Source organism: Streptomyces sp. NPDC049915 (assembly GCF_040656475.1).
Classification (GTDB): domain Bacteria; phylum Actinomycetota; class Actinomycetes; order Streptomycetales; family Streptomycetaceae; genus Streptomyces.
Map to the genome: position 1 here is coordinate 294,172 of NZ_JBFAMH010000006.1, position 26,489 is coordinate 320,660.

The following is a 26,489-nucleotide window of genomic DNA, read 5'->3' on the forward strand; positions in this document are numbered from 1 at the left end:
AGCGGTATTCGCTCGGCGGGACGGCGTGGGGCGGGCCGCTCAGCGGGGCGCCGTGAGTGGTGCCCCCTGGGCTTGGTGGTGTCAGCCGGTGAGGGCGGCGAAGGTCGCGTCCAGGTCGGTGGTCTTGGGCTGGTTGTGGGGGAGTTTGGCGAGGATCTTGGCTATGCCGCAGGTGTTGGTGAGGGCGGAGAAGACCAGGCCGCCGGCGACGCCCGCGGAGAGCCAGCGGGCCGCGTTCCAGCGTTGTCCGGCGATCAGGCCGGTCAGGACCAGCGTTCCGGCGGCGAGGCGGACCTGGCGGTCCATGAGCCAGGGGGTGCGTGTGCCGGCGGGGCGGTGGGTGTCGTGGCCGAGCTGTGTCCAGGCGGTGGTGCCGCCGGTGAGGGTGGCTGCGGTGATGCCGTGGGCGGCCAGGCGCTGGCGGGCTTGGGCGGATCGGGCGCCGGAGGCGCACACGGTGAGGAGGTCGCCGCGGCAGCCTGCGGCGTTCTTCAGGGCGGGGAGGGCGGTGTCGAGGTGGTCGAGGGGATGTTGTGGGCGCCGGGCAGGTGACCGGAGGCGTATTCGCCGGGGGTGCGCACGTCGATGACGGTCAGCTCGTGCAGGCGGGCGTTGGCCTGGTCGGCGGTGAGGGTGGTGGTGGGTGCCACGGGGATTTTCCTTTGCTTGGTTCGGGTTATCCCTTCGGTAGGATACCCACGGGGGTATCTCGAAGGAGTGTGGGTTGTGGAACTGGCGATGGCGGCTGAGGAACTGAAGACGGTGGTCAACCGGCTGCGCCGGGCGCAGGGCCAGATCGCCGGTGTGATCAAGATGATCGAGGAGGGGCGGGACTGCGAGGACGTGGTCACGCAGCTGGCTGCGGCGTCCCGGGCTTTGGACAAGGCGGGTTTTGCGATCATCGCGACCGGTCTGGAGCACTGCCTGACCGATGCGGACATGGCCGCTTCCGGTGACCGGGATCAGATGCGTACGCGGCTGGAGAAGCTGTTCCTGTCTCTGGCCTGAGCCGTGGTGCCGCGGCGCCCGGTCATCCGCCTGACTCGTCAGGCGAGGGCGTCGATGAGCATGAAGGCTGCCACGGCCAGCAGCACGCCGGCGAAGGTCCGCTGCAGCAGGGTGCCGGTGACCTTGGCGGCCAGGCGTTTGCCGTCCCAGGCACCGAGGATCGCCGCCCCGGTGAAGGGGCCGATGACCGCCCAGTCGACGCCGGCCGTGGTGGCGCCGCGGGTCGCAAGGGAGGCCAGCGAGTTCGCCGAGATGACCAGCAGGCTGGTGCCGACGGCGGCCTGCATCTCGAATGCCAGCACGGTGACCAGGGCCGGGACGGCGAGGAAGCCTCCTCCGACACCGAGCAGACCGGTCAGCGCGCCCAGTCCCGCCCCGGTGCCGGCGGCCTTGGCGGGCCTTGCCTCGCCGGCCGCCGGGCCGGTGGCGGTGCGGCTGGGCCGCAGCATCCTGACGGCGGCGAGTGCGGCGATGGCGGCGAACGCGGCGGTCAGCACCGGCTGGGGCAGGCGGCCTGCGGCGGCTCCGGCTGCGGCCGCGGGCAGGAGTCCGGCCGCGGCGAAGAGGGCGCCTGCTTTCCAGCGGACGTCGCCGGTGCGAGCGTGGGCATACAGGGCGGTGAGCGAGGTGGCCGTGACGATGATCAGGCTGGCAGTGGTCGCGGCGGCCGGGGTGAACCCCAGCAAGTAGATCAGCGCCGGGACGGCCAGGACGCTGCCACCTCCACCGAGCGCGCCGAGCGCGAGCCCGACCACGGCCCCCGCGATCAGGGCCAGTATCAGCGCACTCACGCTATGACACCGCCGCTGCCGCCCCGACTACCGGTGACCGGCAGGCCCGCACGCACCCAGGCGGTCATGCCACCGGTGACGTCCGTGGCCTGAACGCCGCGTCCGGCCAGCAGCTTGGCGGCCTGCCGGGAACGGTGACCAGAGCGGCAGATCGTGACCACAGGCTTGCACTGCGCGGCTGCCGGAAGTGACGCCCCGACCACCAGACGGGACAGCGGCAGGTGCAGCGCACCGGGCGCGTGCCCGGCGTTCCACTCCGGTGTTTCGCGTACGTCCAACAGGACGGCGGTGCCGTCGCTGGTCTGCTGATGGGCCAGTTGGGGGGTGAGGCGGCCGGGGCCGCGACGGAGAAGCGAGAACATCGTTTGATCACTTTCGTGCAGGTGGCGCGGAAGGGCGCGTGTCAGTCGGTGCCCTCAGGACGGCTGAGGGCCAGTCCCGCCTCGGTGGCGGCCTCGAAGCCGTCGTCGACGGCGACCACGTCGCGCCCGGCGGCGTCGAGCAGGGAGGCGGCGATCGCCGCGCGCATCCCGCCGGCGCAGTGCACCCACACCACCCCGGGCGGCACCTCGCCGATGCGGCCGTGCACCTCGTGGATGGGTATGTGGACCGAGCCGTCGAGGTAGCCGCCCGCACGCTCCGCGTCGCGGCGCACGTCGAGGACGACCACGTCGTCCCCGCGCTCAAGGACATCGGCGAGGTCGGCGAAGCGGGCACGGGGGAAGGAGGCGAGCTGCTCACCCTCGCGGACCCAGCCGGCCGGGTCGCCTGTGGCGGCGGCGGCCGGGCGGTCGATACCCACCCGCACCAGCTCCCGCTGCGCGGCAGCGATCTGCTCCGGGGTGTCGGCGAGCAGGGTGACGGGCTTGCCCCACGGGATCAGCCAGGCGAGGTACGTGGCGAGCTTGCCCTCGCCCTCGAGGTTGAACGACCCGGCCACGTGCCCCTCGGCGAAAGCCATACGGCTGCGCAGGTCCACCACCCACTCACCCGCGGCCAGCCGGGAGGCGATCTGCCCGGCGTCCGCACGGCTCGGCGGGGTGAGGTCGAGCGGCGCGGGGCCCTCGGCGTTGGCCGGGAGTGGCGATGGCGCGCAGCACCAGGCCCTCATCGATCGTCACGGTGTCGCCGTCGGCGACCGGGGTGCGGGCGAACGACACGTGCGCCCCGGCCGGCACCAGGTACCGGGCGCCGGTGATGCGGGCCAGCTCCAGGCCGCCGGTGACGTAGTCGTTGTGCACGTGGGTCTCGGCCACCCAAGCGATGCGCACTCCGCGGCGTGCCGCTGCGGCAATGACCTGATCGATGTCCCGCGGCGGGTCTACGACAACCGCGGCGTCGGATCCGCCGGCCAGGTAGCTGCGATTGCCCAGGCCCTCGAACTCCAGGGTGTCGACGAAGAACACGGCTCACGACTCCTCTCAAACGGCGTACCCCGGGGGGTATCTGGCACTCACCCTACAGCCATACCCGGGGGGGTATTCCGAGGGTGGGGAGCGCCCGCTCAAAGGCATCGCCTGGCGCCTTGTGCGACGTCATCGGGTTCGACGGGAAGCCCCCGGCAGGCGCGGACGGCTGCTGCCTGGCCAGGAAGCGTCCTCGCCGGGGGGCTCGCAGTGCCTCCACCGCCCGGAGGAGTCCGAGGCGTCGTCCCTGGGCCCGCGGGGGGTGGGAACGGGCGGGGTGGTCCCTTCCGGGCCCGTCCCCGCTCAGCCCAGCCATCGATCCGTGCCCGGGCATCCCTGATCTGTGACGCGGCCCGCTGAGCCCGCGTCACCGTGTGCGGACCTAAGGGGGCATATCCAGGGAGCGGATCGAGGAGCTGGCCCGCGCGCTCGGCACCTGGACCTGACGGCGTCCCGGCTCCGCCCGCCGTCAGCCGGTCGCGAAGTCGCCCAGCTGGGTCTGGGTGCCGTTGAAGCGGTCGTGGTCGCCCACCGTCGTGCCGGTGGCGGTGTACTGCCACATGGTGTACGACGTCCAGCCCGCGGGGAGCGGCCCGGGTGTCGTGGCGTAGCGGGCGATCCACAGCGGGTTGCTCGCGCCGAAGCCCGAGTAGTTCCCGGTGCACTGGGTCCACCAGGTGGTGGCCGTGTAGATGACCGCGTCCCGGCCGGTGCGTGCCTTGTAGCGGCTCAGGAAGTCGCGGATCCAGCCGACCATCGCGCTCGGGGACTTGCCGTAGCAGGCGTCGCCGTACGGGTTCCACTCGATGTCGAGGGCACCGGGCAGGGTCTTGCCGTCCTTGGACCAGCCGCCGCCGTGCTCGACGAAGTAGTCGGCCTGTGCGGTGCCGCCGGTGGAGTCGGGGGTCGCGAAGTGGTAGGCGCCGCGGATCATGCCGGCGTCGTAGGAGCCCGCGTACTGCTGGGCGAAGTAGGGGTTGGTGTAGTAGGTGCCCTCCGTGGCCTTGGCGTACGCCCATCTGGTGCCGCCGCCCCACAGGGCCGGCCAGTCGACGTCGCGCTGGTGGCTGGAGACGTCCACGCCCTTCGTCTGGGTGGCGCGGGCGGCGAGGGCGTCGTCGGCGGTGGCTTCGCCGCCGTCGTGCGCCAGGACGCCCATGCCCATGAAGGCGCTGCCCCGCTCGGGTGTCACGGGGTCGGGCAAGGGCAGTGCCGTCGGGGTGGACAGGGCCAGCAGCAGGCCGGTCAGCGCAGCGGTGACGGCCAGGCGCGGGCCACGGGGGCCGGGGGATATGGAAGGTCGCACGCAGTCCATCTGACCCGCAGCCGGGCGGTACCGCATCCCGGATACCGCCCAACGATGCCGCCAGGGGCCCGGGTTGGTCCATACGGGTGGCCCGGCCACGGGTTGCTGCGGGTCGTGGCCGGGCCGGTGCGGGGTCGGGCCCCGAGGGTGCCGGGTCAGCCGTCGATGCGGTGCTGGGACCAGAAGGAGGCCAGGTCCGTGCTCGTGGCGGCCTGGGCGGCGGACTTGAACTCGGCCGTGGTGGACACGCCGTACCAGTGCGCCGCCGCGTAGTCCTTCAGCAGCTTGGCCATGGCGGTGTCACCGAGGACGCGGCGCAGGTCGTGCAGGGCGCACTTGCCGTAGTCGTAGACCACGGTGGAGTAGCGCGAGGAGTGCGCGTCCCAGTAGGCCATGGAGTTGGTGATCTTCTCGGTGCTGGAGGCCCAGGAGACGCCGCTCCAGCAGTTGCTGCCCGTCTTGCCGAGGGCGAGGTCGGTGGCGTAGTCGGTGAACGCCTCGTCCAGCCAGGGGCTGTTGTACTCGTCGTCGCCGACGATGCCGTACCACCACTGGTGGCCGATCTCGTGGGTGAGGGCGGTGGTGCTGACCAGGTCGAGGACGAAGCCCGGGTACTCCATTCCGCCGAACCAGTAGTTGTTGTCGATCACCGCGTCCAGCTCGCCGTAGGGATAGGCGCCGAACCGGGAGGCGTGGGCGTCCACGGCCGACTTGGCGGTGCTGAGCATCGACTGGGCGCTGGAGGAGCTGATGCCCGCGACGGAGTAGACGGCGATGGGGACGCCCGCCGTGGAGATGCCGGAGATCTTCGTGAAGGGCCCGGCGGCCCAGGCGAAGTCCCGGACCTTGGCCGCGGTCGCCGTGGTGACCGTACGGCCGCTGGATCCGGGGGTGTCGGTGGAGGTGCCGGTGGCCGGGACCAGCAGGCTGCTGGGGTGGTCCAGGGTCACCTTGAAGTCGGCGGCCAGGGAGTAGAAGGATTCGCCGTTGTTCGTGTACGGGTCCAGGTGCCAGCCGGCACTGTCGCGGACCGCGAGGACCGGCAGGGCGTTGCCGATGAAGCTGTAGGCGCCGTCGTGGCCGAAGCGGTCGGCGCCGCTGGGCACGGTGATGCCGAGGTCGAAGCCGATGGTGGCGCTCTGGCCCTGGTTCAGCGGGTTCGACAGGTCGATCTTCAGGGCGGTGCAGTTCACCGAGAGGGCGCCCGCGGCGCCGCCGGTGACATTGCTGACCCGGATGGGCATCGCGTCACAAGTGCCGTGGTAGTTGTCCCACAGCCTCAGATACACCTCGCTGAGCGCGGTGGCGGAGGCGTTGGTGAAGCTGACGCTCTCGTGGCCGGTCCAGACGGTACCGCTCGTGTCGCTGCTGAGGTTCACCGTGTAGGAGGGGGCCGCCGGGGTGCGGGTCGCGTCGGTCGTGGGCGGGGTGGTGTCGCCGGAGGTGGCGAGGGCGATGTCGTCCAGGACGAAGCTGGTCTGGAGGCTTGAGTCCTCGGTGCCGGTGAAGGACAGGTTCACGCTCTGGCCGGCGAACGCGGAGACGTCGAGCGACTTCTGCACATAGCCGGTGGTGTCGTCGAGGTTCGAGTACGTGGCCAGCGTGGTGGTGCCGATCTTGGCGGTGAGCTTGTCGTAGGCGACGGACGAGGTCGTCTCGTCGGTGTCGATGTGCAGCCAGAAGGTGAGGGTGGCGCCGGCGCATCCGGCGGGGATGGTGACGCTCTGGCTGAGGGTGTCGGTGTGGTTGCTGCCCACTCCGTCCAGCCAGGCGTAACTGCTGCCGCCGTGGGCGCTCTGGCCGGATCGGCTGGTGATCACCGTGGACGAGGACTGGCTCCAGGGTGAAGTCCCGCTCTCGAAGCCGCCGTTGGCGACCACCTGGGCCGGAGTGCAGGTGGCTGCCGCACTGTGCTGCACGGTCGGCTGGGCGGCGGCGGGGGTGGTGGGGAGGGAGAGGGCGGCCAGCGCGGCGACGGTGAGCGCGCCGGCGCCGAGGGCCCTGTGGGGGGTCGATCTCACACGCTACTCCTTTGCGGCGACCGGGATCCCGGCCTGCTCGAAGACCACCCGGCCGGCTGGGGTGCGCCGGGGCGGCCACGGACGGTGCTTGCGTGATCGGTACGGGTCAGCCGACGGCACCCTTCTGGGTCAGGGGCGCCGACTGCCGAAAGCGTGACAGATTTGACTGGTGCATGCCAGAAGCGCGCAGGGGGCAGAACCGGCGGAGCCGTGCCGGTGCCCCTCGGCTCGATCGTGACCGTGAAGAGGGGCCGCGGGGCGGGGCCGAGTCGCTGCCGGGGTTCATCCGGAGTCAACTGAGCGGCGTCAGCGTGGTCTCGGACAGCTCCCGTGTGATGGACGTCGGGAGTGTCCGCGACCATCTTGCAGCCGATCACCGCAAGTAGGAGCTCGGTGCGGTTGGCGCCTACGCCCAGCGGGCGGTGCGGAGCTGTGGCCGACGTGCCCGCGATACCGCGGTGACCCGCCGGCGCCGCCTGCGGCAGCATCGCGCGCAGGTCAGTGTTCGGCGGTGAGCGCGGCCTCGAGGTTCGCGACGTGCCGCGCTTCGGCCGCCTTGCGGACGGCCGCGAACCTGCGGTCGACGACCAGCACCGGCAGGGCCCACAGCCAGCCCCACAGGCTGAAGGTGTCCACGGCTCCGGTCTGGCGCAGCACCGTGTTGGTGACGACGCACAGGACAGCGCAGATGCCCCATGCGGTGGTTCGATGCCGGCCCAGGAAACGCACTGGTGCGTTCCACGGACCCGACAGCGCTTCCAGTGTCGCGGCGCGCACGGTGGCGGCACGGTCCACGCCGTCGGCGTCAGGTACCGCCGCCCCGCCCGCGCGCTTGAGATCCTCCGCGAGATCACGGGCCTGATCCTGGGTCACGCGGCCCTCGAGCGCGGTGGTGGCAGCCCGCATCCTCAGATCGTCCCAGTAGCCGCGCCGGGCCCAGCGCTCGGCTGCGGCGAGCCGCTGAGCCTCGGCGGAGCACGGCGCCACCTCTTCGAGACGCCGTGCCAGGTCCACGGCACGCGTGGCACGGCCCGGGTACTCGAAGGAGTCGGCCCGCAGACACAGTTCCGCGTAGCCGGCGAGCAGACCGGCATGCTCACCGTGCAGAGCCAGCCCGGCCTTGAACGCCTCCTCCGCAAGATCGTCATGCTCGTCGTCGTCCTCGGCGGCGTGCCCCAGGGCCAGCCAGCAGTACAGGTCGGCCGTGGGCCCGAGTTCGTCGAGTCCCTGTTGAGCCGCGCGCCGCACAGCCGCGTTTCCGCCGGCCAGGAACAGCTGTTCACAGCGGTTCTGGTAGGCGTCGATGGTGGTCATGGAGGCCTTTCCTCATCTCCCCGTTCGCAAGGGCTGGACAGAGCGTGGCCGCTCGATCCTTCCAGGCGGGGAAAGCGGTGACGATCTCAGGGTTCGAACTGCTGTGCCCGTAGGATCACCGTCCGAGACTCGCAGTTACATGCTGTCAGGCGGGATGGGTGTGGCCTGGTGGTAGTACATCTGCCAGGGGGCGTCCGCGCTCTGCTTGCGCCAGAGCGAACTGCGCCGTGCCCGGTTTCCATCCCGCGTGGTCTCGTAGGTGAGGTGCACCAGCCCGGGGGCCAGCAGGACACCGGTGACCTGTGAGGGCTCGTAGAGCGGACCGTTTTCTGCCGCGCCGTCCAGCTCAGGCAGCGCGGCGAGCATCTCGTCGTACGTCCACCGCCGCCCAGAAGCGCCCACCTCTACGAAGTCCGGGTCGAGTAGTTGCTGGGCAAGCGCGCGTGATGCGCGGACCTTGGGGTCCATGAGGCGCAACTCGCCTGCGATCGCTTCACGTACCTCATCTGTCTCTCGGCTCATGCAGGCATCTTCGCTCAGGTGGCCAAGCCCATCGCAGCCGAGTTACCACGCCGGTTCAGTGTCACGGCACACTGGTCCCAGCGTGCGGGGACGGCGTCCCGCCTGCCATCCTTCCCCTTCACAGGGGCATACTGCCGTCACCCCCCACTTGTACGTTGTGACGTTCTTTGTGGAGGGATTCGCCCAACCACGACATTCCTTTGGCTGAACGCATGGATCGAGGCCCGGCCCGGCGACCCTGACGCCGCCTGGTGACGGCGCACGCCAGGGTTTTGTACGCGTGGAAGCTGCGCGGCAAGGCGCGTGCGCAGTACACCTCGCGGAGCCAGTTCGATGGATTTCATCGCGAACTGCTCGCCTCGCAGGACGACATCGAACGGGCCTTGACCCTTCACCCTGACGATCCCACCCCGCTCGTCGCGGAAATCTGGCGGGCGCTGGGACTGGGCTCCCCCCACTCGGACATGCACGCGCAGATCACGGCCCGGGCGCCGCATCACTTAGACGCGCGGCATGCCTGGTTCGAGAATCCTCGAGCCGGCCCCTGCACGACAGTTGCACCGGTAGCGGTGGGAAGCTGAAGGCCGCCTCAAGGGGGCCCCCGGAATCCGGCACGGTCCCGTGCCTCGCACCGTCTGCGGCGCCCCTACGCCGCCGCCCGGTGCAGTTCCCTCCCGGCCCCGGATTTATGGCGTGTCGGGCGAGGGGGTGAGCTGCAGGCGTGGTGCCGGCGGCAGCGGCGTCGGTGCTCCCGTCTCGGGAGCGGCGCGGAACGCTTCGATCGCGTAGGCGGCGAAGCGGCGGGAGGCTGTGACCCGGGCGGCACGTGGCGTGTCCTGGAGGCCCCGGTGGGCCATGAGCATGAGGATCAGGTCGTCGACGACGAAGCCGGGGCGCAGCCGGCCGGTCTTTTGGGCGCGGCGGGCCAGTTCGCCGACCGCGTGCCATGCCCGCTCCCGGTCGGCGGCGAAGTCCATGGCCTCGGGGAAGGCCGTCATGAAGGCGTCGGCGAACCCCCGGCTGTGCGCGTGGAGTTCGCAGATCCGCTCGATCAGGCCTTGGAATCCGTGCCATGGATCCGAGTCCGCAAGGGCGTCGCGGACTGCGGCATGGCAGGCCCGCCGCTGCTCGGCGAAGGTCTCGGCGATCAGCGCCTGCTTGGTCGGGAAGTGCCGGTACAGCGTGGCGGGGCCGACGCCTGCCTGCCGGGCGACCTCGCGGATGGGCGCACTCAGGCCATTGTCGCCGAACACCGTGCGGGCGGCGTCCAGGATGTGGGCCCGGTTGTCGCGGGCGTCGGAGCGCACAGTCCGAGGCAAATGATGGGTCATCGTTTCTCACTTTAGCCAAACGGACGGTGGTGTCCATTACGGTCCGATGGCGGTGCTGCGGCCCCGTCCCGGCTTTTCGCCGGTGATATTCCCGCTGTGTGGTCGTGGTCGTGGTATGGGGCGGCTCGGCGCCAACGGCCGCAGCAGCTGCGGTTGGTCCCTCCACCGACGAGGAGCACAGATGAAAGCCGTCGTGATCAGGATGTTCGGAGACCCCGATGGTCTGGAGGTCGTCGATGTGCCCGTGCCCGTTCCTGCCCCGGGGCAGGTGCAGATCGCCACGAAGGCGATCGGGGTTGGCGGCGTGGACGCTGTGATCCGCCGGGGAACGCTTGCCGCGTACGGCTTCCGGGAGGGCCATGTCCTCGGCAGCGAGGTCGCGGGAAGGATCACCGCGGTGGGAGAGGGCGTGGACGCCTCGTGGATCGGGCGACGGGTGTGGGCGTTCACCGGCCTGTCCGGTGGGTATGCCGAGCAGGCCGTCGCCGCGGTCGAAGACGTCCTTGCGCTGCCCGACGGCCTGACCTGCGCCGACGCGGTGACCCTCGGCGGCTCCGGCGTGGTCGCCCACTTCGCCCTGGACCGGGCCCGTTTCACGCCCGGCGAGACCGTGCTCGTGCGCGGTGCGGCGGGCAGCATCGGGGTCACGGCGGTCCAGCTCGCGGCCGGGGGCGGCGCGAACGCGGTGGCGGTCACCACGTCGTCGGCGGAGCGTGGCGCGCGCCTGCGGGACCTGGGTGCGACCCATGTCCTCGACCGCTCCGGGGAGGGCGGCCCGGACGCACCGGCGGCTTTCGACGTGGTGATCGATGTCGTGGGGGGATCCCAGCTTCCCCTTTTCCTGGACAAGTTGAATTCCAACGGGCGGTATGTGGCTGTCGGTGTGGTCGGTGGGCAGCCGCCGGCGGACTTCGGCATGCGGTTGATGGACGCCTTCCGCAGGTCGTTGTCCTTCGCCACGTTCAGCTCTGACACCGTGCCCGGCCCCGACCGGCAGGCCGTGCGGTCGTCCCAGTTCGCCGACGCTGCGCACGGGTACCTGCGCACGGTCGTGCATGATGTGTTGCCGCTGGAGCAGGCGGTGCTGGCCCACCGCGAGATGGACGCGGGGGAGGTGTTCGGGCGGGTGGTGCTGGCGCCCTGAGCCGGGTAGGGACGGGGTTCGCGGCCTGGCAGAAAGTCGGCTGCATGGACGCCACTCGCATGCGCGCGAAAAATGCGTGCGAAAAGGGGCGAGGAGAACGGCCCCTCGCGGGTCGACCGCCGCAGGATCGCAAGAAAGGACCACATGCGTGACGGGTCGCGGCGGCCTCGGTGCCCCGTAGGCGCCATCTACTGCGTCAGGTGCCGCAGTTCGCTCGCGTACAGCTCGGCCGGGTCGAGCCCCATGCCGGTGAAGTGGCCTGCGAGCTCCAGGGAGAGGATGCCGTGCAGGCGGGTCCAGAAGAGAAGGGCGCGACGCAGGGCGGCTGGGGGTGCGGGGTGGTCGGCAGCCCACTGCCTGTGTTCGGCGAGGTGGGCTTCGAGACGGGTCTGGTCCGCGGTGTCGGCACCGGGGCACGACTGGGCGGCGTCGAGGAGGCTTTCCATGATCTCGGACGCGATCTCGGTGACGTCGTCGGGTGCGTGGTAGCCGGGGACCGGTGTTCCGTAGACGAGGAAGTAGCGCTGGGGGTCGTCCAGGGCCCATGAGCGCAGCGCGTGCCCCAGTGCGGTCAGATCCGCATCCACGACGGCTGCGGCGCGGACGGTGTCGGCGAGACTGCGGTAGGCGTCCCGGATCAGCTCGGTGATCAGTTCGTCCCGACTGGTGAAGTACCGGTAGAGCGCGGGGCCGCTCATGCCCATCTGCTTGGCGATGGCGTTCAGGGAAAGCCCCGGTGCTCCCGCGGCGGCGATCTGCTCCCAGGCGCGCTCCTTGATCTCGGCTCGCAGCTGGGCCCGGTAGCGCTCGCGTGGTGTCTCCTTGCCCGCAGTGGCCACGTGCTCGATTCCCTTCCTTCACATGATCACCGACTCTCGCGGTGTCCAGGCGGAGCCTTCGGCCCGCCAGTGAGTTAGACCCTATTACGAACACTCTTGACTGTCATTCCAACGCTCAGTTATAACTTCTAACGAACACGCCAGGCCCTAACTGGCGGAGAGGTCGACGGAGGTTGTCATGAACCGTGAAGCAATGGTCGAGGTCGTACTGCCGGGCATAGTCGAGCCCGAGGGATTGGAGATCCGGCAGGGGAGTGCCCCGTCCGCCGGTCCCGGCCAGGTCGTGATCCGCATGGAAGCGACCGGTGTGTCCTTTGCCGAGCAGCAGATGCGCCGGGGCCGCTACTACGACCAGCCTCCCTTCCCGTTCGTCCCCGGCTACGACGTGGTCGGCACCGTCATGGCGACCGGCGACGGTGTTGCTCCCGGGCTTGTCGGCACCCGGGCGGCCGCCCTGCTCAAGGTGGGCGGATGGGCCACCCACGTGGTCGTGGACGCCGCCGACCTGGTGTCGGTCCCCGACGGGGTCGGCGCGGCACAGGCGGAGACCGTCGTGATCAACGGGATCACGGCCTGGCAGATGCTGCACCGTAAGGCCCGGGTGCGCGCCGGGCAGACAGTCCTGGTGCACGGCGCCAATGGAGGTGTCGGCTCGGTCCTGACCCAACTCGCCCAGGCTGCCGGTGCGAAGGTGATCGGCACCGCTTCCACGCGCCACCACGCCGCACTGCGGGAACGGGGCGTGGCCCCGATCGACTACCGCACCGAGAACGTCCCGGCCCGCGTCCGCGAGCTCGCCCCGGGCGGTGTGGACGCTGTCTTCGACCACGTCGGCGGCCGCAGCATCGTCGACTCCTGGTGCCTGCTCGCGCCCGGCGGCACGCTCGTCTCCTACGGCAGTGCCTCCACGCGGGACGACCAGGGTTCCAAGCAGTGGCCCGTGCTCAAACTGCTCGGCCGCGTGTGGTTGTGGAACGCGCTGCCCAACCGTCGCCGCGCCTATTTCTTCAACGTCTGGGCCGGGCGGGCCCTCAGCCGCAACCGCTTCCGGGCCCGGCTGCGTGCCGACCTCACCGAGGTGTTCGAAGCGCTCGGACGCGGCGAGATCACCGCACAGATCGCCGCCGAGCTGCCGCTCACCCGGGTCGCCGAGGCGATGCGGCTGGCCGAATCGGGCACCGTCGCCGGAAAGGTCGTCCTGCGCGCCTGATGATCGGGCGCGAAACCCTGCGCGCCTACGCATCGCACAGGTCCGCGCCATCCCCTCATCCCCTGGGCCGTCACGGCGCGAAAAGGTTCGAGAGAGCGGAACTGGTACGGCATCCGTTACGGCGTGCTGCTCGGACGCACCTACGCCAACCTCCACCCTGGCCGGCTGCGCACCATGGTTCTCGACCCGGTAATGGGCGAAACCGCCTCGCCCGGGGAGAGGATCCGACAGAAGGCGGCCACGGCCGAGGAGGCGTTCCGCCGCTTCACTGCCTGGTGCGCCGCGTCAGTGCACCGTGCCCCCTGCCGGGTTGCCACGGCCCGCCCGCACCCCTCACACGCCACCCCGTCCCGCGGCGGGCCGGCCATGAAGATCCCCTCGCCTGCGTCGGCCAGGGCAGGCCGCTCGCCTTCAGCCATCACCGCTGGGAACATCAACGACTGCACCCGGTTAGAGGAGCTCATGGCCCGCATCAGCGTCAGCCGGTGTGGGCCCGCCGTGCCCAGGACCGTGCCGACTGACAGCTGGCCATCGGGGATCCGAACTGCATGGCCCAGTCCCCGATTCGGGAGCCGAAGGGGTGCTGTACCCGCTCCTCTTCAGATCACTGGGTTCCGGCGGCTCAGGTCACCATGCGGTGATGACCGGCGCGTCGGGCTCGTACTGCCGCCAAGCCCCGCTGAGACGAGTGAGCCGTTCCGCGGCGGCGATGCCGTACAGGGACGCGACCTTGCCGTCACTGATATCGAAAGCCACGGCGCCCACGACCCGGTCATCGATCACGGCGAGGACGGCCGGGGAGCCGTTGACCAGCGCGATGTGGAACGCGGGGGAGCCGCCGGCCAGCCGCCGCTTCGCAGGAGTGGGCTTGAAACCGGCCCGTACGTAGGAGGCGACGCGTTCGCGCGTCGTGTACCGCAGCAACCGCCTGGCCAGTCCGGCGCCGTCCGAGACTGCAGTCACGTCGTCGGTGAGCATCGCCACCAGCCGTTCGGTGCGCCCCGATGCGGCGGCGGCAAGGAACTCCTCGACGATCCGGCGGGCGGACGCGGGGTCGGTCTCTGCGCCGCGGCGGCGCTCGGCGGCGACATGGATCCGGGCGCGGTGGACATGCTGCTGGCTCGCCGACTCGGTGATGCCGAGGATGCCGGCGATCTCGGCATGGCTGTACGCGAAGGCCTCGCGCAGGACGTAGACGGCCCGCTCGACCGGTGAGAGGCGTTCCATGAGGGTCAGTACGGCCAAGGACACCGATTCGCGCTGCTCGAAGGTGTCGGCCGGGCCGAGCATTGGGTCGCCCTCGAGGAGCGGCTCTGGCAGCCAGGCACCGGCCGCGCGCTCGTGGCGCGCCTGCGCCGAGCGGAGCCGGTCGAGGCAGAGATTGGTGAGGACCTTGGTCAACCATGCTTCCGGAACGTCGATGCGTTCGCGGTCTGCGGCCTGCCAGCGCAGGAACGTGTCCTGCACGGCGTCCTCGGCGTCGGTGGCCGAGCCGAGCAGACGGTACGCGAGCGAGGCCAGCCGGCCCCGGCTGGCCTCGAAACGACCGATGGCTGCGCTGTCCATGCGGAGCAGCCTAGGCGGCGGCCCTCACGCCGGCGTGCTCGGGCGCGGTGGCCAGGCGGCGCTTGCGCTTCGGCATGCCGAAAGTCGGGTGGGCGATGCCCCACGCGGCCCCCTTGAGCACGCCGGACTTGAGCCGCGCGGCGGTCCGGCCGCCCAGGTACCAGGACTTCGACCGGACGTCCGTGTCCACCATCTGGAAGATCGCGTCCCGCCGTCCGAGGCTGATGTGGTTGCCGTGGTACTTCAGCCCGATGGTCGGGACCTTGCTGCCCGTCAGGCGCGCGATGATCGCGGCCGTTGCTTGCATGTTGGTGTAGCCGGCCGAGGCGCAGGACATCGGCAGCGGCCGGCCGTTCTCGGCGATCGCGTAGGCGCAGTCACCGGCGGCGTAGACGTCCGGGTGCGAGACCGAGCGCATGGTGCGATCGACGACGATCTGGCCGGTCCCGGCGACCTCCAGGCCGCTGGCGGCCGCGATCGGGTGCACGGCGAACCCGGCCGACCACACGGTCACGTCGGCCGGGATGGACGTACCGTCGGCGGCGAGCGCCCGCGTCGGCTCAACGGCTTCGATGCCGGTGTGCTCATGGACGGTGATGCCGAGCCGGTCGAAGGCCTGGCGCAGGTGGCGGCGGGCTCTGGGGGAGAGCCAGGCGCCCAGCTCGCCGCGGGCGGCGAGTGCGATCGAGAGGTCGGGCCGGGACTCGGCGAACTCGGTGGCGGCCTCGATGCCGGTCAGCCCCTCACCGACGACCAGCACCGTGCCGCCCTCGCCCAGGCCGGCCAGGCGCCGGCGCAGACGCAGCGCCGAGGCCCGGCCGGTCACATCGAAGGCGTACTCGGCCACGCCGGGGACGCCATGGTGGGCGACGGAGCTGCCGAGCGCGTAGAGAAGCGTGTCATACGCGAGCTCGCCGTCGCCGTCCTCGCCGGTCACGGCGACGGTCCTGCGCTCGGGGTGGACGCCGGTGACCCGCGCCAGGCGCAACCGGACCCCGGTACCGGCGAAGACGTCGGCGAGCTTGCGGAACGCGAGGTCCTGGCCGATCGCGAGCTGGTGCAGCCGCATCCGCTCGACGAAATCGGGCTCGGCGTTGACGACGGTGATGTCCGTGTCAGCGGGGGAGAGCCGGCGGGCCAGGTTTCCGGCGGCGAAGGCCCCGGCGTATCCGGCGCCGAGTACGACGATGCGGTACTTCATGGCGTGTCTCCTGTCTCGTTAGCGTGTCCCTTGAGCGAGACGGCGCCTCGATTGCTGACAGGTATCGGGTGTGATGCGGGTCACCCCGCCGAGGTGAGCGGCTGAGTCTCCAGCAGGGTTGAACCCGCAGGCGAATTCGAGTTGAAGAACTGGGAGTTCGGCCGCTCCGAACCCCGCCCACCGCGCCGCCAGGCCTACCGGCGCCTGCTGGACGGCTGGTCGGCGAAGCACCCGGCCGCGACGCCCCCGAGCCGTCGCCCGCCGAGTCGTCACCCCTCGCCCCAGCGCCCCCGCAGCCCACCCGCACGGCGCAGGTACCGGCCCCGCAGGCACCTGCCTCGCAGACCCCGGCCCCCGAGGCCGCGCCCCTGGCCCCGCCCCCCAGCGAACCCCCGCGGCCGCACGCCCCGCCTCGGCCGAGGCGGCCGCCGGCCGCGGGGGTCGGAGCAGTGGACTTCGAAGCTGGATGCGGTTACGCAAGCACTGCTGTGGGAAGCCGCTGATCCCGCCCTCACGGGTGCGGCCGCAGGGCGCCGGAACGAAGGACGCGCCTGATGGGACGCTGTTCGCGGCCATCGTCCACGCGCTGGTCAGTGGCGGCGCCTGGCCACCGCGTTGCTGGCCACTCGAGTGCCTGCGGCGGCACGCGGTGTGGACGCCGACCGGACGATTTCGACGGCCTGACCCCATAACGGCCTGCGGGACATGCCGGCTCAGGTCGGCACGTCCCGCGGGGATCTCATGGACCGAAGGTCAGTCCTCGACCTTCACGGGTGGCTCCGTCTCACTGAGCAGCTCGCGCAGTTCCTCGTCGGAGGCCGTGGCGAGGAGCTCATAGATATCGTCCGTGAAGCCCAGATGCGGCTTGGGGCGGTCCAGAGCCGGCTGGGGAACGGCCTCGGCGGGCGGGGCGTAGTCGGCGGGTTCGCGGTAGCGGGCGAGCTGGGCCTCGTTGATACCGGCCAGCGCGACGACCTCGGGGTCGATCCAGGCCGTCTCGGGGATAGCCTCGCCGGTGGTGAGTTCCAGGACCAAACCCTCCGGCCCGGCGAAGTAGACGGACCGGCAGAAGCCGTGGTCGATGGGGCCGATCGCCATGACCCCGCGGTCGCGGATCCGGTCGCGCAGGGAGGAGTTCCTCGACGCTGTCGAGTTCGAGGGCGACGTGCTGCATGGCGCCGGCCGTCACCGGTCCGGTCGGGGTGGCCGCGTGCGTCAGGCCGTGCTCGATCTTCCCGGGGTTCTCGGGGTGCTGCACGAAGGCGATGTACGCCTTGGGGTTGAGCTCGACGAAGCCGTGCCATGCGCCTTCGACGCCGCCAGAAGGTCGGCCGCTCCCTGAGCGACGAGACCCGCCCTCTGCACCGACTCGCCGCCGACCACGAGACGCTCAAGGGGAACAACGAGCGCGTCCGCACCACCTGGTTCGATGCGGCCAACGCCGTAGCCCTCAAGAAGGCCCTGGACGGCCTCCTCGCCGATCTGAAGTAGGAGCGTCCGGCTGGGACATGGGTAGACCCGGAGCGGCGACTCCACTGCGTGCCCTCCCGCAAACGATCCTGCTTTTCGACCACCACGACCCCGAGATCGTCACGTCGATGTCCGGCGTAGCGTGACCGCGGCCGAGGCCGAGCGGGTCTGTGCCAGCTCCGCCTGACGGCGCGTCACTCCCTGGGGCCTCGGGAGGGACGCGCTCTGCGAGGTCATGGAGCGGTGGGGCCGAGGAGTGTGCTGACGAGGTGGTGTGCGTAGGGGGTGCTGAGTTCCTGCGGGCGGAAGAGGATGCGGTACATGAGGGGGGCGACGATGCGGTCGATGACGGTCTCGGTGTCGGGTGTTTCCTCTCCGCGTTCGTGGGCGCGGGTGAGGATGAGATCGATCTGCTGGGCGGCGTAGGCGGAGCACTGGCCGGCGTTGCTGCCGTCGGGGTCGCCGAGGAGGGCGTCGCGGATGTAGGCGCGGCCGGCGGGCGAGGACATCTCGTCGAGGAACTGTTCGGCCCAGGCCGTAAGGTCGGCCGGCAGGGCGCCGTGGTCCGAGGGCGCGGTCTCGGGACGCAGGTGCTCGACCGCTACGTCTGAGAGCAGTTCCTGCAGGTCTCCCCAGCGGCGGTAGACGGTCGACGGTGTGACGCCCGCGCGCTGGGCGATCATCGGTACGGTCAGGGCGTCGCGGCCCACTTCCGAGGCGAGTTCGCGTACGGCGGCGTGTACTGACGCCTGGACGCGGGCGCTGCGTCCGCCGGGGCGTACCATCTGCCTGCTCATGGGGCCATCTTAAAGCGAATCCGTTGCGTCTGGCGGGTGTGTGGCCGGCCCCCGCCCACCTGGCCTGCACAGTCGGCGGGCGGGCCGCCCTCGGGCGCTGTTCCCTCCCCCCCGGCACTCCCCACTCCGCACCCCGCGACTGTCATCCGGCCGCTGCCGTCGGCTCCTGCCGTTCGTTCACGCGGCGTGTGCGAGGGCGGAGGCGGGCCGGGTCTCTTCGTAGGCGTGGCCGGCCCGTAGGAGCACGTCCTCTTCGAGTGGCCGCCCGAGCAGCTGCATGCCGATCGGCAGTCCTGCGCTGTCGTGGCCCACGGGCAAGGACAGGGACGGTATTCCGGTGATGTTGGCGGGGGACGAGAGGCGTACGTAGGCGTCGGAGACGCCTTCGACGGTGCCGTCGGCCCAGGTGATGGTCTCCTGGCCGGCGCTGACGGCGGTGGTCGGGACGGTGGGCGCGGCGATGAGGTCGACCTCCTTGAGCATGCGGGCCCATTCCTGCCGCATGAGGGTGCGGGAGCGCTGGGCGCGCAGGTAGTCCCCGGCGGTGATCAGTGCGCCGGCTTCGAGGAGGGTGCGGACGTCGGCCTGGTAGAGCTCGGGGACCGTGCGCAGGGTGTTCTCGTGGTAGGCGGTGGCCTCGGGCACCATCAGACCCCACTGGGTGGCCTGGATGTAGCGCGTCATGGGGATCTCCACCTCGACGAGGCGGGCGCCGAGGTCTCGGAGCTGGTCGATGGCGCGGCGGACGGCGTCTTCGGTCTCGGGGTCGACGTGGTCGAAGTAGTAGGTGCGCGGTACGCCGACCCGCAGCCCTGTCAGGTCCGTGCCCGTCCGCGGCCGGTAGTCCGCGGCGGGTGCGGACAGTGAGGCGAGGTCGCGAGGGTCGTGCCCGGCCAGTGCAGTCAGGACCAGGGCCGCATCCTCGGCGGTGCGTGTGATCGGGCCGACGTGGTCCAGTGACCAGGACAGCGACGTGACGCCGTGGCGGGGGAGGAGACCGTAGGTGGGCTTGAGGCCGACCACGCCGTTGAGTGCGGAGGGCACCCTGATGGATCCGCCGGTGTCGGTGCCCAGGGCGAAGGTGGCCATGCCGGCGGCGACGGCAACGGCGGATCCGCCGCTTGAGCCGCCGGCGACCCGGCCCGTGTCCCAGGCGTTGTGGGTCTGCGGGGTGGTCAGGCCGTAGGCGAACTCGTGCGTGTGGGTCTTGCCCAGCAGGACCGCGCCGGCCTGTGCCAGGCGGGCGGCGACCGTGCTGTCGGTGTGTGCGCGGTGGCCGGCGCGGACACGGGAGCTGGCCGTCGTCGCCGAACCCGCGACGTCTATCAGGTCCTTGAGGCCCATGGGGATGCCGTGCAGCGGACCGCGGTGGCGGCCGGCCGCGATGTCGCGTTCGGCGTCCCGCGCTGAGCTGCGGGCGCGGTCGGCGGCGACGGTGACGTAGGCCTGAAGGTGCGGCTCCCTCTGTGCGATGCGCTCCAGGACGGAGTCCGTCAGTTCGACCGGAGACAGGTGCCGGGTGCGGATCGCGTCGGCGGCTGCGGTCAGCGTGAGTTCATATGGCTGCATCGTGCCTCTCCTCTCCCGCTCGGTAGGCGGGGGCGGGCGGGGTGTCGCCGAAGTCCAGCTCGCGCAGGACGGCGACGACGGAGTGGATGTGGTCGGCGGTGGCTGCGACCGCGGCGTGGCGGTCGGCCGGCAGTGGGAGCCCGCCGCGGGCGGCCCAGCGGGCCGCTTCGGGCGGGGTGAGTTCTGCGGCGGACATCGACTTCCTTCTTCTTTGCGGGCTTCGGCGTTTCCCGGGCTTCCGGGGCTTCCGGGGCTTCCCGGGCTTCCTGGGTTCGCTTCGTGGGCTTGTGGGCTTCTCGGGGCGAGCGACGAAGCGCACCACCGGCTACAAAAGCTAAAAGTTTGCGTTAGTCCACTGTAGGGTCTACGGTGATTTAACGCAAACACTTAGCTTTTAGTGGTGAGGAGCAGAGGAGTCCCATGCCCACCGTCACCCCACGAGCACCCGCGCCCCGTCCCCTCCCAGCCGTCCGCATCCGCACGGCCCGCCCTGTGGCGCCCTTCGCCCTGAACGCTTCGCTCCTGGCCACGCTCCTCGCGGGATCGAGCGCACCCACGCCGCTCTATCCCCACAACCAGGACGCCTGGCACCTGTCCGAGCTCACCGTCACGGTGGTCTTCAGCGCCTACTCCCTGACCCTGCTGCCGGCCCCACTCACCACCGGAGCGCTCTCCGACCACCTGGGACGACGCCCCGTTCTGGTCGGCGCCCTGGCGTTGGAGGCCGTCTCCATGGTGCTGCCGGCCTCGGCGGACGGCACCCGTGCACGGATCGCCGCCCGTGTCGTGCAGGGAGCGGCCACAGGCGCGGCCACCAGCGCCGCGGGCGCGGCCCTCCTCGACCTGGCGGACCCCCGACGTCCCGAACGGTCCGCCCTGGCCAACAGCATCGCCCCGGTGGCGGCATGGCCGCCGGCGTCCTGGTCTCCACCCTCCTCATCCGTCTCGCCCCCGCCGCGGCCGTCACCGTCTACGCCGTGCTGGCAGTCCTCTTCGCAGCCCAGGCGGGTCACGTTCACCCTGGAGAAGGTCCGCCCGCGCCTCGGCGTCCTGCGCTCCCTGTATCCGCACCTCGCCGTGCCACCGCCGGCACGGCGCGCCCTGCTCGCGGGCGGCAGCAGTGTGATCGCCGTCTGGGCCCTGGCGGCTTCTACTCCTCCCTCGGGTCGGCGCTCGTGCGCCTGGTGGCCCCCGGCGCCCCGCAGGAAGCCGGCGGCATGCTCTTCTTCACGCTCACCGCCGCCACCGCGACGCCGTACGGCACCGCGCGCCGTCGCCGCGGGCGGCAGCCTGGCCGTCCTGCCCGCCGGCGCTCTGACACTGAGCGCTATGCACGGCGCCGGCCTGCCCGCCTACTACGTCCTCAGCTACCTCTCCATGAGCCTGCCCGCCATCGCCGCGGGCGCCGCCACCGGCCACTACGGGCTGCGTACCACCGCCCATGCCGTCGCCGCCGCCCTGGTTGCCGTCACGGCACTGGCCGCACTCGGCGTGTCGAGGAGCAGCCCAGCCCACCGCCCACCCGACGGCACCCCGCACACCGGCACCACACGCAGCGGCGCCCCACGCAACGACCTTCCCTGACGAGACTCGAGGGACAGCACGATCATGAACACCGCACCCGCCACCCACCCGGCCGCCGCCCCCTCCTGGACCGTGGGCGACGTCACCGTCCACCGCATCGACGAGACCCCCCTGCCGCCCGCCACCGGCCCCTGGCTGCTGCCCGACGCCACCCCGGACCTCGTCGCCGCGCAGGACTGGCTCCACCCCCACTTCGCCGACGACAAGGGCACCCTCCGCATCGACAGCCACAGCTTCGCCTTCACCCTCGGCGGCTTGCGGATCCTGGTCGACACCGGCATCGGCAACGGCAAGCAGCGGGCCAACCCCGCCTGGCACGACCTCAACACCGACTACCTCTACAACCTCACGGCCGCCGGATTCCCCCCGGACTCGATCGATCTGGTGATCCTCACCCATCTGCACGCCGACCACGTCGGCTGGAACACGCGGAAGGCGGACGGCGATTGGGTTCCGACCTTCGCCCGCGCCCGCTACCTGACCACCCGCACCGAGCGGGAGTTCTGGGCTGGACACGACATGGACGAGGCACGCGCGCAGATGTTCCGGGACTCGGTGATCCCGGTGGAGGAGGCGGGGCTGCTCGACCTCGTCGGCGTCCCCGCCCAGGGTGCCGACATCGTCCCCGGCCTGCGCCTGCTCCCCACCCCCGGCCACACCCCCGGACATGTCGCCGTCCAACTGACCAGCCACGGCCGGACGGCTGTGATCACCGGCGACTGCATCCACCACCCCGTCCAGCTCGCCCACCCCGCCATCGGCGCGTGCGTCGACATCGACCCCCAGCAGTCCGAGACCTCGCGCCGTACCCTGCTCGCCTCCCTCGCCGGCACGGACACGCTCGTCCTGGGCACCCATTTCGCCCCGCCCACAGCCGGCCATGTCGCCGTCCACGAGGGCGGTTACCAACTCTCGCCCGTCCACGCCGACACACAATGACCGGCGGCTGCCGGTCAGTAGGGCCCCGGCCGTCGGAAAGGCGCCCAGGGGCAGATGGAGGCATCCCGGCAGCTCCATGCCGTCCCGACAAGGGCAACGCCGGCACCGCTGTAGCCGACGCAAGGCCGCAGTATCGCCCCCGCCTCCAGCTGCAACTCCGGCGGCATGCCCGGCGACGCGACCGGCGGCTTGAACGAGGTCGATACCGGCAACGACTGGTCGGGCTGGGCCGTGGCCACACGCTTCGACAAACGCGCCTGCGTCTTCCATGGGACCGTCACCCTCGCCTCGATCCGGCTCTGGCTCCGCCCGTGATCAGCCGGACAGGCCCTGGGCCTGCCCGGCGAGGGGATGCCTTCACGTCTCGGCGCGGCGGAACTTACGGTTTGTGGGTTACCCAGAGCAGTTCCGCCGGCCAGCGGTGTGCCCAGTCGGGTGGGTCGGTTTCGTTGTAGCCGTTGGGTGTTCCGAGTTCGGGTCGCGGCTCGATGAGGTCGTCGATGATGAGACCCGCGTCGCGCAGGACCTTGACCCAGTCGCCGTAGGTGAGCTGATAGCTGGTCGCGCCGTCGTCTTCGGCGATGGTGTTCAGCCCGAAGTAGTCCTGTTGCAGCGTCGTGGTCACGCGGCCGGCGGCTTCGTCGTAGCAAGCTTCGAACCATGGGCTGGCGACGTTGAACACCAGGCGCCCGCCTCGGGCCAAGACGCGTGCGGCCTGCGGGACGGCCAGGTGCGGGGGTGCCCAGCTGAGCCCACCGAAGTCGCAGAACACCAGGTCGAAGCTGTCGGCGGCGAAGGGGAGTTGTTCGGCGGCGCCTTGCACCAGCGGGTAGCGGGCCGCTCCCATCGCGCGGGTCGCTGCGGCGAGTTGGGCTTCGGACAGGTCGAGCCCGACCACGGTGGCGCCCTCGGCGGCGAGCGCCCTGGACCACTGACCGGCGCCGCAGCCGAGTTCGAGGACGCGCTTGCCGGTGACGTCGCCCAGGGCGTGCAGGTGCGCGTCGGGGATGGAGTACATGCCCCACAGCCGGGGTGCGGCGCCGATTTGCGGGTCGTGCTCGTGCTGGTAGGCGCTGCTGATCTGGTTCCAGAGCCGCCGGTTGGCGGGGATGCTGTCCACGTGCCGACTCCAGCACTGCCTGCCGGGGGCGGTCAACACGATTAGGGAACTGGCCGGCCCTCGCCTCGGTCCGGCCTCGGCTCGGCCTATGATCCGCCGGACGAGCCCTGGGCGTGTATCGAATGTCAGCTCCCGCCCGGTCACGCTGTTTTCGCGTCCTCGCCGGCCAGGAACGGATGCAGCAGCGTGAGCAGGGCGCGGGGCCGGTGCAGCGGGATGATGTGGCCGCAGTCTTCGATGACGTGTCCGGTGAGATTGTCGGTGACCGGGCGGAGCTGGCGTTCCAGCGCAGCACCGACGGGCCGGGCGCCCAGGGCCATCGTTGGCACCGTCAGGCGGGCAGCGGCGACCGCCTGCTCGATTTGTACTGCGCTCTCGGGAAGGGCTCGGTAGTACGAGAACGCGCAGCTCAACGCCTGGCGGCCGCTGTATGCGCGGACGAAGGCGTCCCGGAGAGCGGGGCGCACCCCGTCGCCGAGCGTGCCGGCGTTCAGAAACCAGTCGACGTAGGCGGCCTCCTGGCCCTCCAACACGGTCTCGGCGAGGCCAGGCGCGGCGGAATGGAAGCCGAACCACCACGGCGGCCCTTCGGCGAGGAAGTCCTCGGCGCCGGGCAGCCTGCCCAGAAGGGACTCCATGACGACCAGGCGCCGGACGAGGCCGGGGCGGCGCAGGGCGAGGAGGAAGGCCGGCGCGGTGCCCGCGTCGATGCCCACCACTGCGGCTGAGGACACGCCGAGCGTGGTGAGAAGCGCCGCTGCGTCCTCGGCCAGGGTGCCCGCGTCGTACCCGGAGGCGGCCCGGCTGCTCGCGCCGAACCCGCGCAGGTCCGGCGCGATGACGCGGTAGCGGCCGGACAGATCGGCCATGACGTCCGTCCACAGCTCCCAGGTGTGCGGGAAGCCGTGCAGCAGCAGGACGGCCGGGCCCGATCCGGCGAGGGCTACGTTCAGTTCGACACCGTTGGCAAGGACGCGTCGCAGCTCGGGCATGGAGGGGCTCCCGGTATGTGGTGAGTGATGGTGACTAGGTCACGCTAGGGAACTATGCTGGTTGGCCCAAGACGGCACTTTTCCTTCAGGTGGTGAGTCCCGGGTGACCACGTCGACGCCCGGCGGAGGTGACCAGCGGCCCGGTGAGCGCGGTGACCTGCTGGATCCGCGCTGCCCGACCCGCCAGTTGCTCGACCGTATTGGCACCAAGTGGACGTCGATGGTGTTCAAGGTGCTGGCCGAGGAGGCTCCGGGCGAGCTCCGTTTCGCGGAACTTCGGCGCCGTATCCCGGGCATCTCACAGAAGATGCTGTCCGTCACCCTGCAGAGTCTGGTCCGCGATGGCCTGGTCGCGCGCCGCGTGGAACCCACCGTGCCGCCCGCCGTCCACTACCGGCTCACCGAGCTCGGCCTGTCCCTCGAAAGACCGCTCTCCGCCCTGCGGGACTGGGCCGAGACGCACATGCAGGAGATCGACCGCAGCAACCAGCTCGCCGACGAGTCACCCTCCAACTAGGCGTTGGCCCGTAACTGCTGGCAGCAGTGAGCCGGTAGCGCCCGCCCGTGTCAGCCGAAGAGGAGGCCGACGTCCTTCTCAATGCAGAGTCGCGGGACGACCACCAATTGGCGGGCGTCGTCTCTGTGCCGTTGGAGAAGCGGGTCGGGGCTCCCGCCTTGAGGCTGGTCGGCGATCTCCTGCAGGCGGGGCATCTCGTCCCGGGCGAAGCCCTCGGTCCGCAAGGGCCGACCCTTGAGCCTGCCGCTTGAGGACCAGGAGAACCACCGGGATCTTCCGGGTGGTCCGCATCTGATGGACCGCGTACTCCGGTATGACCGACGGGGTGTGGCGAGGGTGCGTGCTCGGGTGTCTGTGAAAGCAGGGAGGCCGCCCCGAACCGGAACGGCCCCCCAGCATGCGCCCCGGTTCAGTCCGCCGGGGTCACGTGCGTGCGGTTACGAGGAGACGCGGGGCAGGTTGTAGTCGCAGACCTTCTCCGACCCCTTCACCAGACACACCGAGATGTCCAGCCGGGTGCCCTCCTTGATGTCGCCGGTCACCCACTTGGTGGTGTACGGGGAGGCGTGCCCTGCTGTCGAGGCCGAGCGGTAGATCCAGGTGTCCGAGACCGTCCCCTTGACGCCCCAGCCGTCGGCCCCGCCGTCGTATGCCTGCAGTGCGTCCCCGGGCTTCTCGCCCAGCGGGTCCGCGTTCCAGGTCACCGCGCCGGCGTACTTGCCGTCGGCGTAGAGGGAGACGACCACCGACTTGCCGTCCTGGTACCAGATCGTGTCGGTGGTCAGCCGGGGCGCCGCCGAGGCGCTGCCCGCACCCACGCCGATCGAGAGACCGACCGATACGGCGGTCGCCGCCAGCACCGTGCCTATCCGGCTGCGTGTTTTGAACATGAAGTTGCTTTCCCCCTTGGAGAGTTGAACAGTCGGCGTGATCTTAACCCCCGCGTGATCACAATGTGGTCCTGTCTCTCTCGAAGCGTCAGTGCCGGTCTTCCCGGCAAGGGCTGCGGCCAGGCGGACGTCGTGCTCACCTCGCCCGAGGACGGGGTGCCGGTGCTGTTCGTGGAGGTCCATCCGGGGGCACTTGGTTCACCGTTCGGGTGCCGGCCGGGTTCCTCCCCGCGTAGACATCTGTCCGCAGCGGGTAACAACGGTTCGTCGGACGGGGTGAGGGATGAATGCCATGGCAGGGACTCAGCAGATCTTGTTCATCCAGGGTGGCGGCGCGGGCGCGCACGACGCGTGGGACGACAAGCTGGTCGACAGCCTGAGGCGAGAGCTCGGCGACGAGTACGAGGTCCGCTACCCGCGGATGCCGGACGAGGACGACCCGAGCTATGCCCGGTGGGGCCCGGCGATCCGGCGCGATCTGGCGAACCTTGGGGACGGCGCGGTCGTGACGGGCCACTCCGTGGGCGGAACGATCCTCGTCCATGCACTCGCCGAGCAGCCGCCGGAGTGCAGGCTTGCAGCGATCGTACTGATCGCCGCCCCGTTCGTCGGCAACGGCGGCTGGCCGGGAACCGAGTTCGAACTGCCCGGCGATCTCGGCGCGAGACTGCCGCGGGGGACGCGGGTACATCTGTTCCACGGACTCCAGGACGAGATCGCCGCACCGCTGCACGCCGATCTCTATGCTCGCGCGATTCCGCAGGCACAGGTGCACCGACTGCCCGGACGCGATCACCAGCTGGACAACGACATGAGCGAAGTGGCCAAGGTGATCAGCCCCGGCAAACCCTAGAGCCCGCAACCCGCACTTCCGGTGGACGTAGCGCTCCTCACCCAAGGTCGCCGGGGACGCCCGCCGTCAGCGGCCGCTTGGACGACCTCCGCAGCCACG

At 70.9% G+C, this 26,489-nt stretch carries 27 protein-coding genes and 2 pseudogenes; 10 read left to right on the top strand and 19 right to left on the bottom strand.

Going from position 1 to position 26,489, the window contains the following annotated elements; genetic code table 11:
* Positions 1–81: 81 nt before the first annotated feature.
* A pseudogene (locus tag AB0J12_RS13525) lies at positions 82–650 on the bottom strand (rhodanese-like domain-containing protein).
* A gap of 76 nt (positions 651–726) precedes the next feature.
* On the opposite strand from AB0J12_RS13525, the gene AB0J12_RS13530 reads away from it, so the two are divergent.
* Entirely contained in the window at positions 727–1,008 is a 282-nt protein-coding gene (locus AB0J12_RS13530; protein WP_363264434.1) for a metal-sensitive transcriptional regulator, read from the top strand.
* A gap of 38 nt (positions 1,009–1,046) precedes the next feature.
* Here AB0J12_RS13530 and AB0J12_RS13535 read toward each other — a convergent pair whose 3' ends face one another.
* The 7 genes and pseudogenes from AB0J12_RS13535 to AB0J12_RS13565 form a co-directional block, all read right to left on the bottom strand.
* The gene (locus tag AB0J12_RS13535; RefSeq protein ID WP_363264435.1) at positions 1,047–1,799 is read right to left on the bottom strand and encodes a sulfite exporter TauE/SafE family protein; all 753 of its coding nucleotides are present in this window, start codon (positions 1,797–1,799) and stop codon (positions 1,047–1,049) included.
* A complete protein-coding gene (locus AB0J12_RS13540; RefSeq protein ID WP_363264436.1) occupies positions 1,796–2,161 on the bottom strand; it encodes a rhodanese-like domain-containing protein in 366 nt (121 codons plus the stop codon). Before AB0J12_RS13540 ends, AB0J12_RS13535 begins: the two co-directional genes overlap by 4 nt.
* A 41-nt stretch (positions 2,162–2,202) precedes the next feature.
* Positions 2,203–3,205, bottom strand: a pseudogene (locus tag AB0J12_RS13545) (rhodanese-like domain-containing protein).
* A 469-nt stretch (positions 3,206–3,674) separates the two neighbouring features.
* Positions 3,675–4,520 (bottom strand): lysozyme, encoded by an 846-nt coding sequence (locus AB0J12_RS13550; RefSeq protein ID WP_363264437.1) that lies wholly within the window; start codon positions 4,518–4,520, stop codon positions 3,675–3,677.
* A gap of 146 nt (positions 4,521–4,666) precedes the next feature.
* Complete coding sequence (locus AB0J12_RS13555; protein WP_363264438.1) at positions 4,667–6,532, bottom strand: M1 family aminopeptidase; 1,866 nt, start codon at positions 6,530–6,532, stop codon at positions 4,667–4,669.
* A 498-nt stretch (positions 6,533–7,030) separates the two neighbouring features.
* On the bottom strand, positions 7,031–7,846 hold the full coding sequence (locus AB0J12_RS13560) for a hypothetical protein (protein ID WP_363264439.1): 816 nt from the start codon (positions 7,844–7,846) through the stop codon (positions 7,031–7,033).
* 135 nt (positions 7,847–7,981) lie between these two features.
* Entirely contained in the window at positions 7,982–8,368 is a 387-nt protein-coding gene (locus tag AB0J12_RS13565) for a nuclear transport factor 2 family protein (protein WP_363264440.1), read from the bottom strand.
* Positions 8,369–8,619: 251 nt separating this feature from the next.
* Between AB0J12_RS13565 and AB0J12_RS13570 the strand changes: the two genes are divergently transcribed.
* Positions 8,620–8,949, top strand: a complete 330-nt coding sequence (locus tag AB0J12_RS13570; protein ID WP_363264441.1) for a hypothetical protein — start codon at positions 8,620–8,622, stop codon at positions 8,947–8,949.
* 105 nt (positions 8,950–9,054) lie between these two features.
* Here the strand turns inward: AB0J12_RS13570 and AB0J12_RS13575 are convergent, their stop codons facing one another.
* Positions 9,055–9,699, bottom strand: coding sequence for a helix-turn-helix domain-containing protein (locus AB0J12_RS13575; RefSeq protein WP_363264442.1), 645 nt, complete (start codon positions 9,697–9,699; stop codon positions 9,055–9,057).
* A gap of 181 nt (positions 9,700–9,880) precedes the next feature.
* On the opposite strand from AB0J12_RS13575, the gene AB0J12_RS13580 reads away from it, so the two are divergent.
* Complete coding sequence (locus AB0J12_RS13580) at positions 9,881–10,843, top strand: zinc-binding dehydrogenase (protein ID WP_363264443.1); 963 nt, start codon at positions 9,881–9,883, stop codon at positions 10,841–10,843.
* Between the two features lie 188 nt (positions 10,844–11,031).
* Here AB0J12_RS13580 and AB0J12_RS13585 read toward each other — a convergent pair whose 3' ends face one another.
* Entirely contained in the window at positions 11,032–11,682 is a 651-nt protein-coding gene (locus tag AB0J12_RS13585; protein WP_363264444.1) for a TetR/AcrR family transcriptional regulator, read from the bottom strand.
* 178 nt (positions 11,683–11,860) lie between these two features.
* Here AB0J12_RS13585 and AB0J12_RS13590 point away from each other — a divergent pair, with 178 nt between their 5' ends.
* Positions 11,861–12,892, top strand: a complete 1,032-nt coding sequence (locus AB0J12_RS13590) for a medium chain dehydrogenase/reductase family protein (RefSeq protein ID WP_363264445.1) — start codon at positions 11,861–11,863, stop codon at positions 12,890–12,892.
* Positions 12,893–13,519: 627 nt separating this feature from the next.
* Here AB0J12_RS13590 and AB0J12_RS13595 read toward each other — a convergent pair.
* From AB0J12_RS13595 to AB0J12_RS13605, 3 genes are all read right to left on the bottom strand, one after another.
* Positions 13,520–14,458 carry a sigma-70 family RNA polymerase sigma factor gene (locus tag AB0J12_RS13595; protein WP_363264446.1) on the bottom strand — a complete coding sequence of 313 codons (939 nt, stop codon included), beginning with the start codon at positions 14,456–14,458 and terminating at the stop codon, positions 13,520–13,522.
* 10 nt (positions 14,459–14,468) lie between these two features.
* Complete coding sequence (locus AB0J12_RS13600) at positions 14,469–15,659, bottom strand: FAD-dependent oxidoreductase (RefSeq protein ID WP_363264447.1); 1,191 nt, start codon at positions 15,657–15,659, stop codon at positions 14,469–14,471.
* A 753-nt stretch (positions 15,660–16,412) separates the two neighbouring features.
* Entirely contained in the window at positions 16,413–16,757 is a 345-nt protein-coding gene (locus tag AB0J12_RS13605) for a hypothetical protein (protein ID WP_363264448.1), read from the bottom strand.
* Positions 16,758–16,961: 204 nt separating this feature from the next.
* On the opposite strand from AB0J12_RS13605, the gene AB0J12_RS13610 reads away from it, so the two are divergent.
* A complete protein-coding gene (locus tag AB0J12_RS13610) occupies positions 16,962–17,150 on the top strand; it encodes a hypothetical protein (protein WP_363264449.1) in 189 nt (62 codons plus the stop codon).
* 212 nt (positions 17,151–17,362) lie between these two features.
* Here AB0J12_RS13610 and AB0J12_RS13615 read toward each other — a convergent pair whose 3' ends face one another.
* The 3 genes from AB0J12_RS13615 to AB0J12_RS13625 form a co-directional block, all read right to left on the bottom strand.
* On the bottom strand, positions 17,363–17,926 hold the full coding sequence (locus AB0J12_RS13615) for a TetR/AcrR family transcriptional regulator (protein WP_363264450.1): 564 nt from the start codon (positions 17,924–17,926) through the stop codon (positions 17,363–17,365).
* A 177-nt stretch (positions 17,927–18,103) separates the two neighbouring features.
* Positions 18,104–19,495, bottom strand: coding sequence for an amidase (locus AB0J12_RS13620; RefSeq protein ID WP_363264451.1), 1,392 nt, complete (start codon positions 19,493–19,495; stop codon positions 18,104–18,106).
* The gene (locus AB0J12_RS13625) at positions 19,482–19,691 is read right to left on the bottom strand and encodes a hypothetical protein (protein ID WP_363264452.1); all 210 of its coding nucleotides are present in this window, start codon (positions 19,689–19,691) and stop codon (positions 19,482–19,484) included. The genes AB0J12_RS13620 and AB0J12_RS13625 overlap by 14 nt, the downstream gene beginning before the upstream one ends.
* A gap of 224 nt (positions 19,692–19,915) precedes the next feature.
* On the opposite strand from AB0J12_RS13625, the gene AB0J12_RS13630 reads away from it, so the two are divergent.
* The 3 genes from AB0J12_RS13630 to AB0J12_RS13640 all read left to right on the top strand — a co-directional run bounded on the left by AB0J12_RS13630 (position 19,916) and on the right by AB0J12_RS13640 (position 22,333).
* A complete protein-coding gene (locus AB0J12_RS13630) occupies positions 19,916–21,079 on the top strand; it encodes an MFS transporter (RefSeq protein WP_363264453.1) in 1,164 nt (387 codons plus the stop codon).
* A gap of 24 nt (positions 21,080–21,103) precedes the next feature.
* On the top strand, positions 21,104–22,018 hold the full coding sequence (locus AB0J12_RS13635; RefSeq protein WP_363264454.1) for an MBL fold metallo-hydrolase: 915 nt from the start codon (positions 21,104–21,106) through the stop codon (positions 22,016–22,018).
* A 165-nt stretch (positions 22,019–22,183) separates the two neighbouring features.
* A complete protein-coding gene (locus tag AB0J12_RS13640; RefSeq protein ID WP_363264590.1) occupies positions 22,184–22,333 on the top strand; it encodes a hypothetical protein in 150 nt (49 codons plus the stop codon).
* Positions 22,334–22,397: 64 nt separating this feature from the next.
* Here AB0J12_RS13640 and AB0J12_RS13645 read toward each other — a convergent pair whose 3' ends face one another.
* Together AB0J12_RS13645 and AB0J12_RS13650 are read right to left on the bottom strand one after the other, a co-directional pair.
* A complete protein-coding gene (locus AB0J12_RS13645) occupies positions 22,398–23,138 on the bottom strand; it encodes a methyltransferase domain-containing protein (protein WP_363264455.1) in 741 nt (246 codons plus the stop codon).
* Between the two features lie 140 nt (positions 23,139–23,278).
* The gene (locus AB0J12_RS13650) at positions 23,279–24,130 is read right to left on the bottom strand and encodes an alpha/beta hydrolase (RefSeq protein ID WP_363264456.1); all 852 of its coding nucleotides are present in this window, start codon (positions 24,128–24,130) and stop codon (positions 23,279–23,281) included.
* Between the two features lie 103 nt (positions 24,131–24,233).
* Between AB0J12_RS13650 and AB0J12_RS13655 the strand changes: the two genes are divergently transcribed.
* Positions 24,234–24,647, top strand: a complete 414-nt coding sequence (locus tag AB0J12_RS13655) for a helix-turn-helix domain-containing protein (RefSeq protein WP_363264457.1) — start codon at positions 24,234–24,236, stop codon at positions 24,645–24,647.
* 437 nt (positions 24,648–25,084) lie between these two features.
* On the opposite strand, the gene AB0J12_RS13660 is transcribed toward AB0J12_RS13655, so the two are convergent.
* Complete coding sequence (locus AB0J12_RS13660) at positions 25,085–25,537, bottom strand: hypothetical protein (RefSeq protein ID WP_363264458.1); 453 nt, start codon at positions 25,535–25,537, stop codon at positions 25,085–25,087.
* A gap of 292 nt (positions 25,538–25,829) precedes the next feature.
* Between AB0J12_RS13660 and AB0J12_RS13665 the strand changes: the two genes are divergently transcribed.
* A complete protein-coding gene (locus tag AB0J12_RS13665; RefSeq protein WP_363264459.1) occupies positions 25,830–26,390 on the top strand; it encodes an alpha/beta fold hydrolase in 561 nt (186 codons plus the stop codon).
* Positions 26,391–26,489 lie beyond the last annotated feature (99 nt).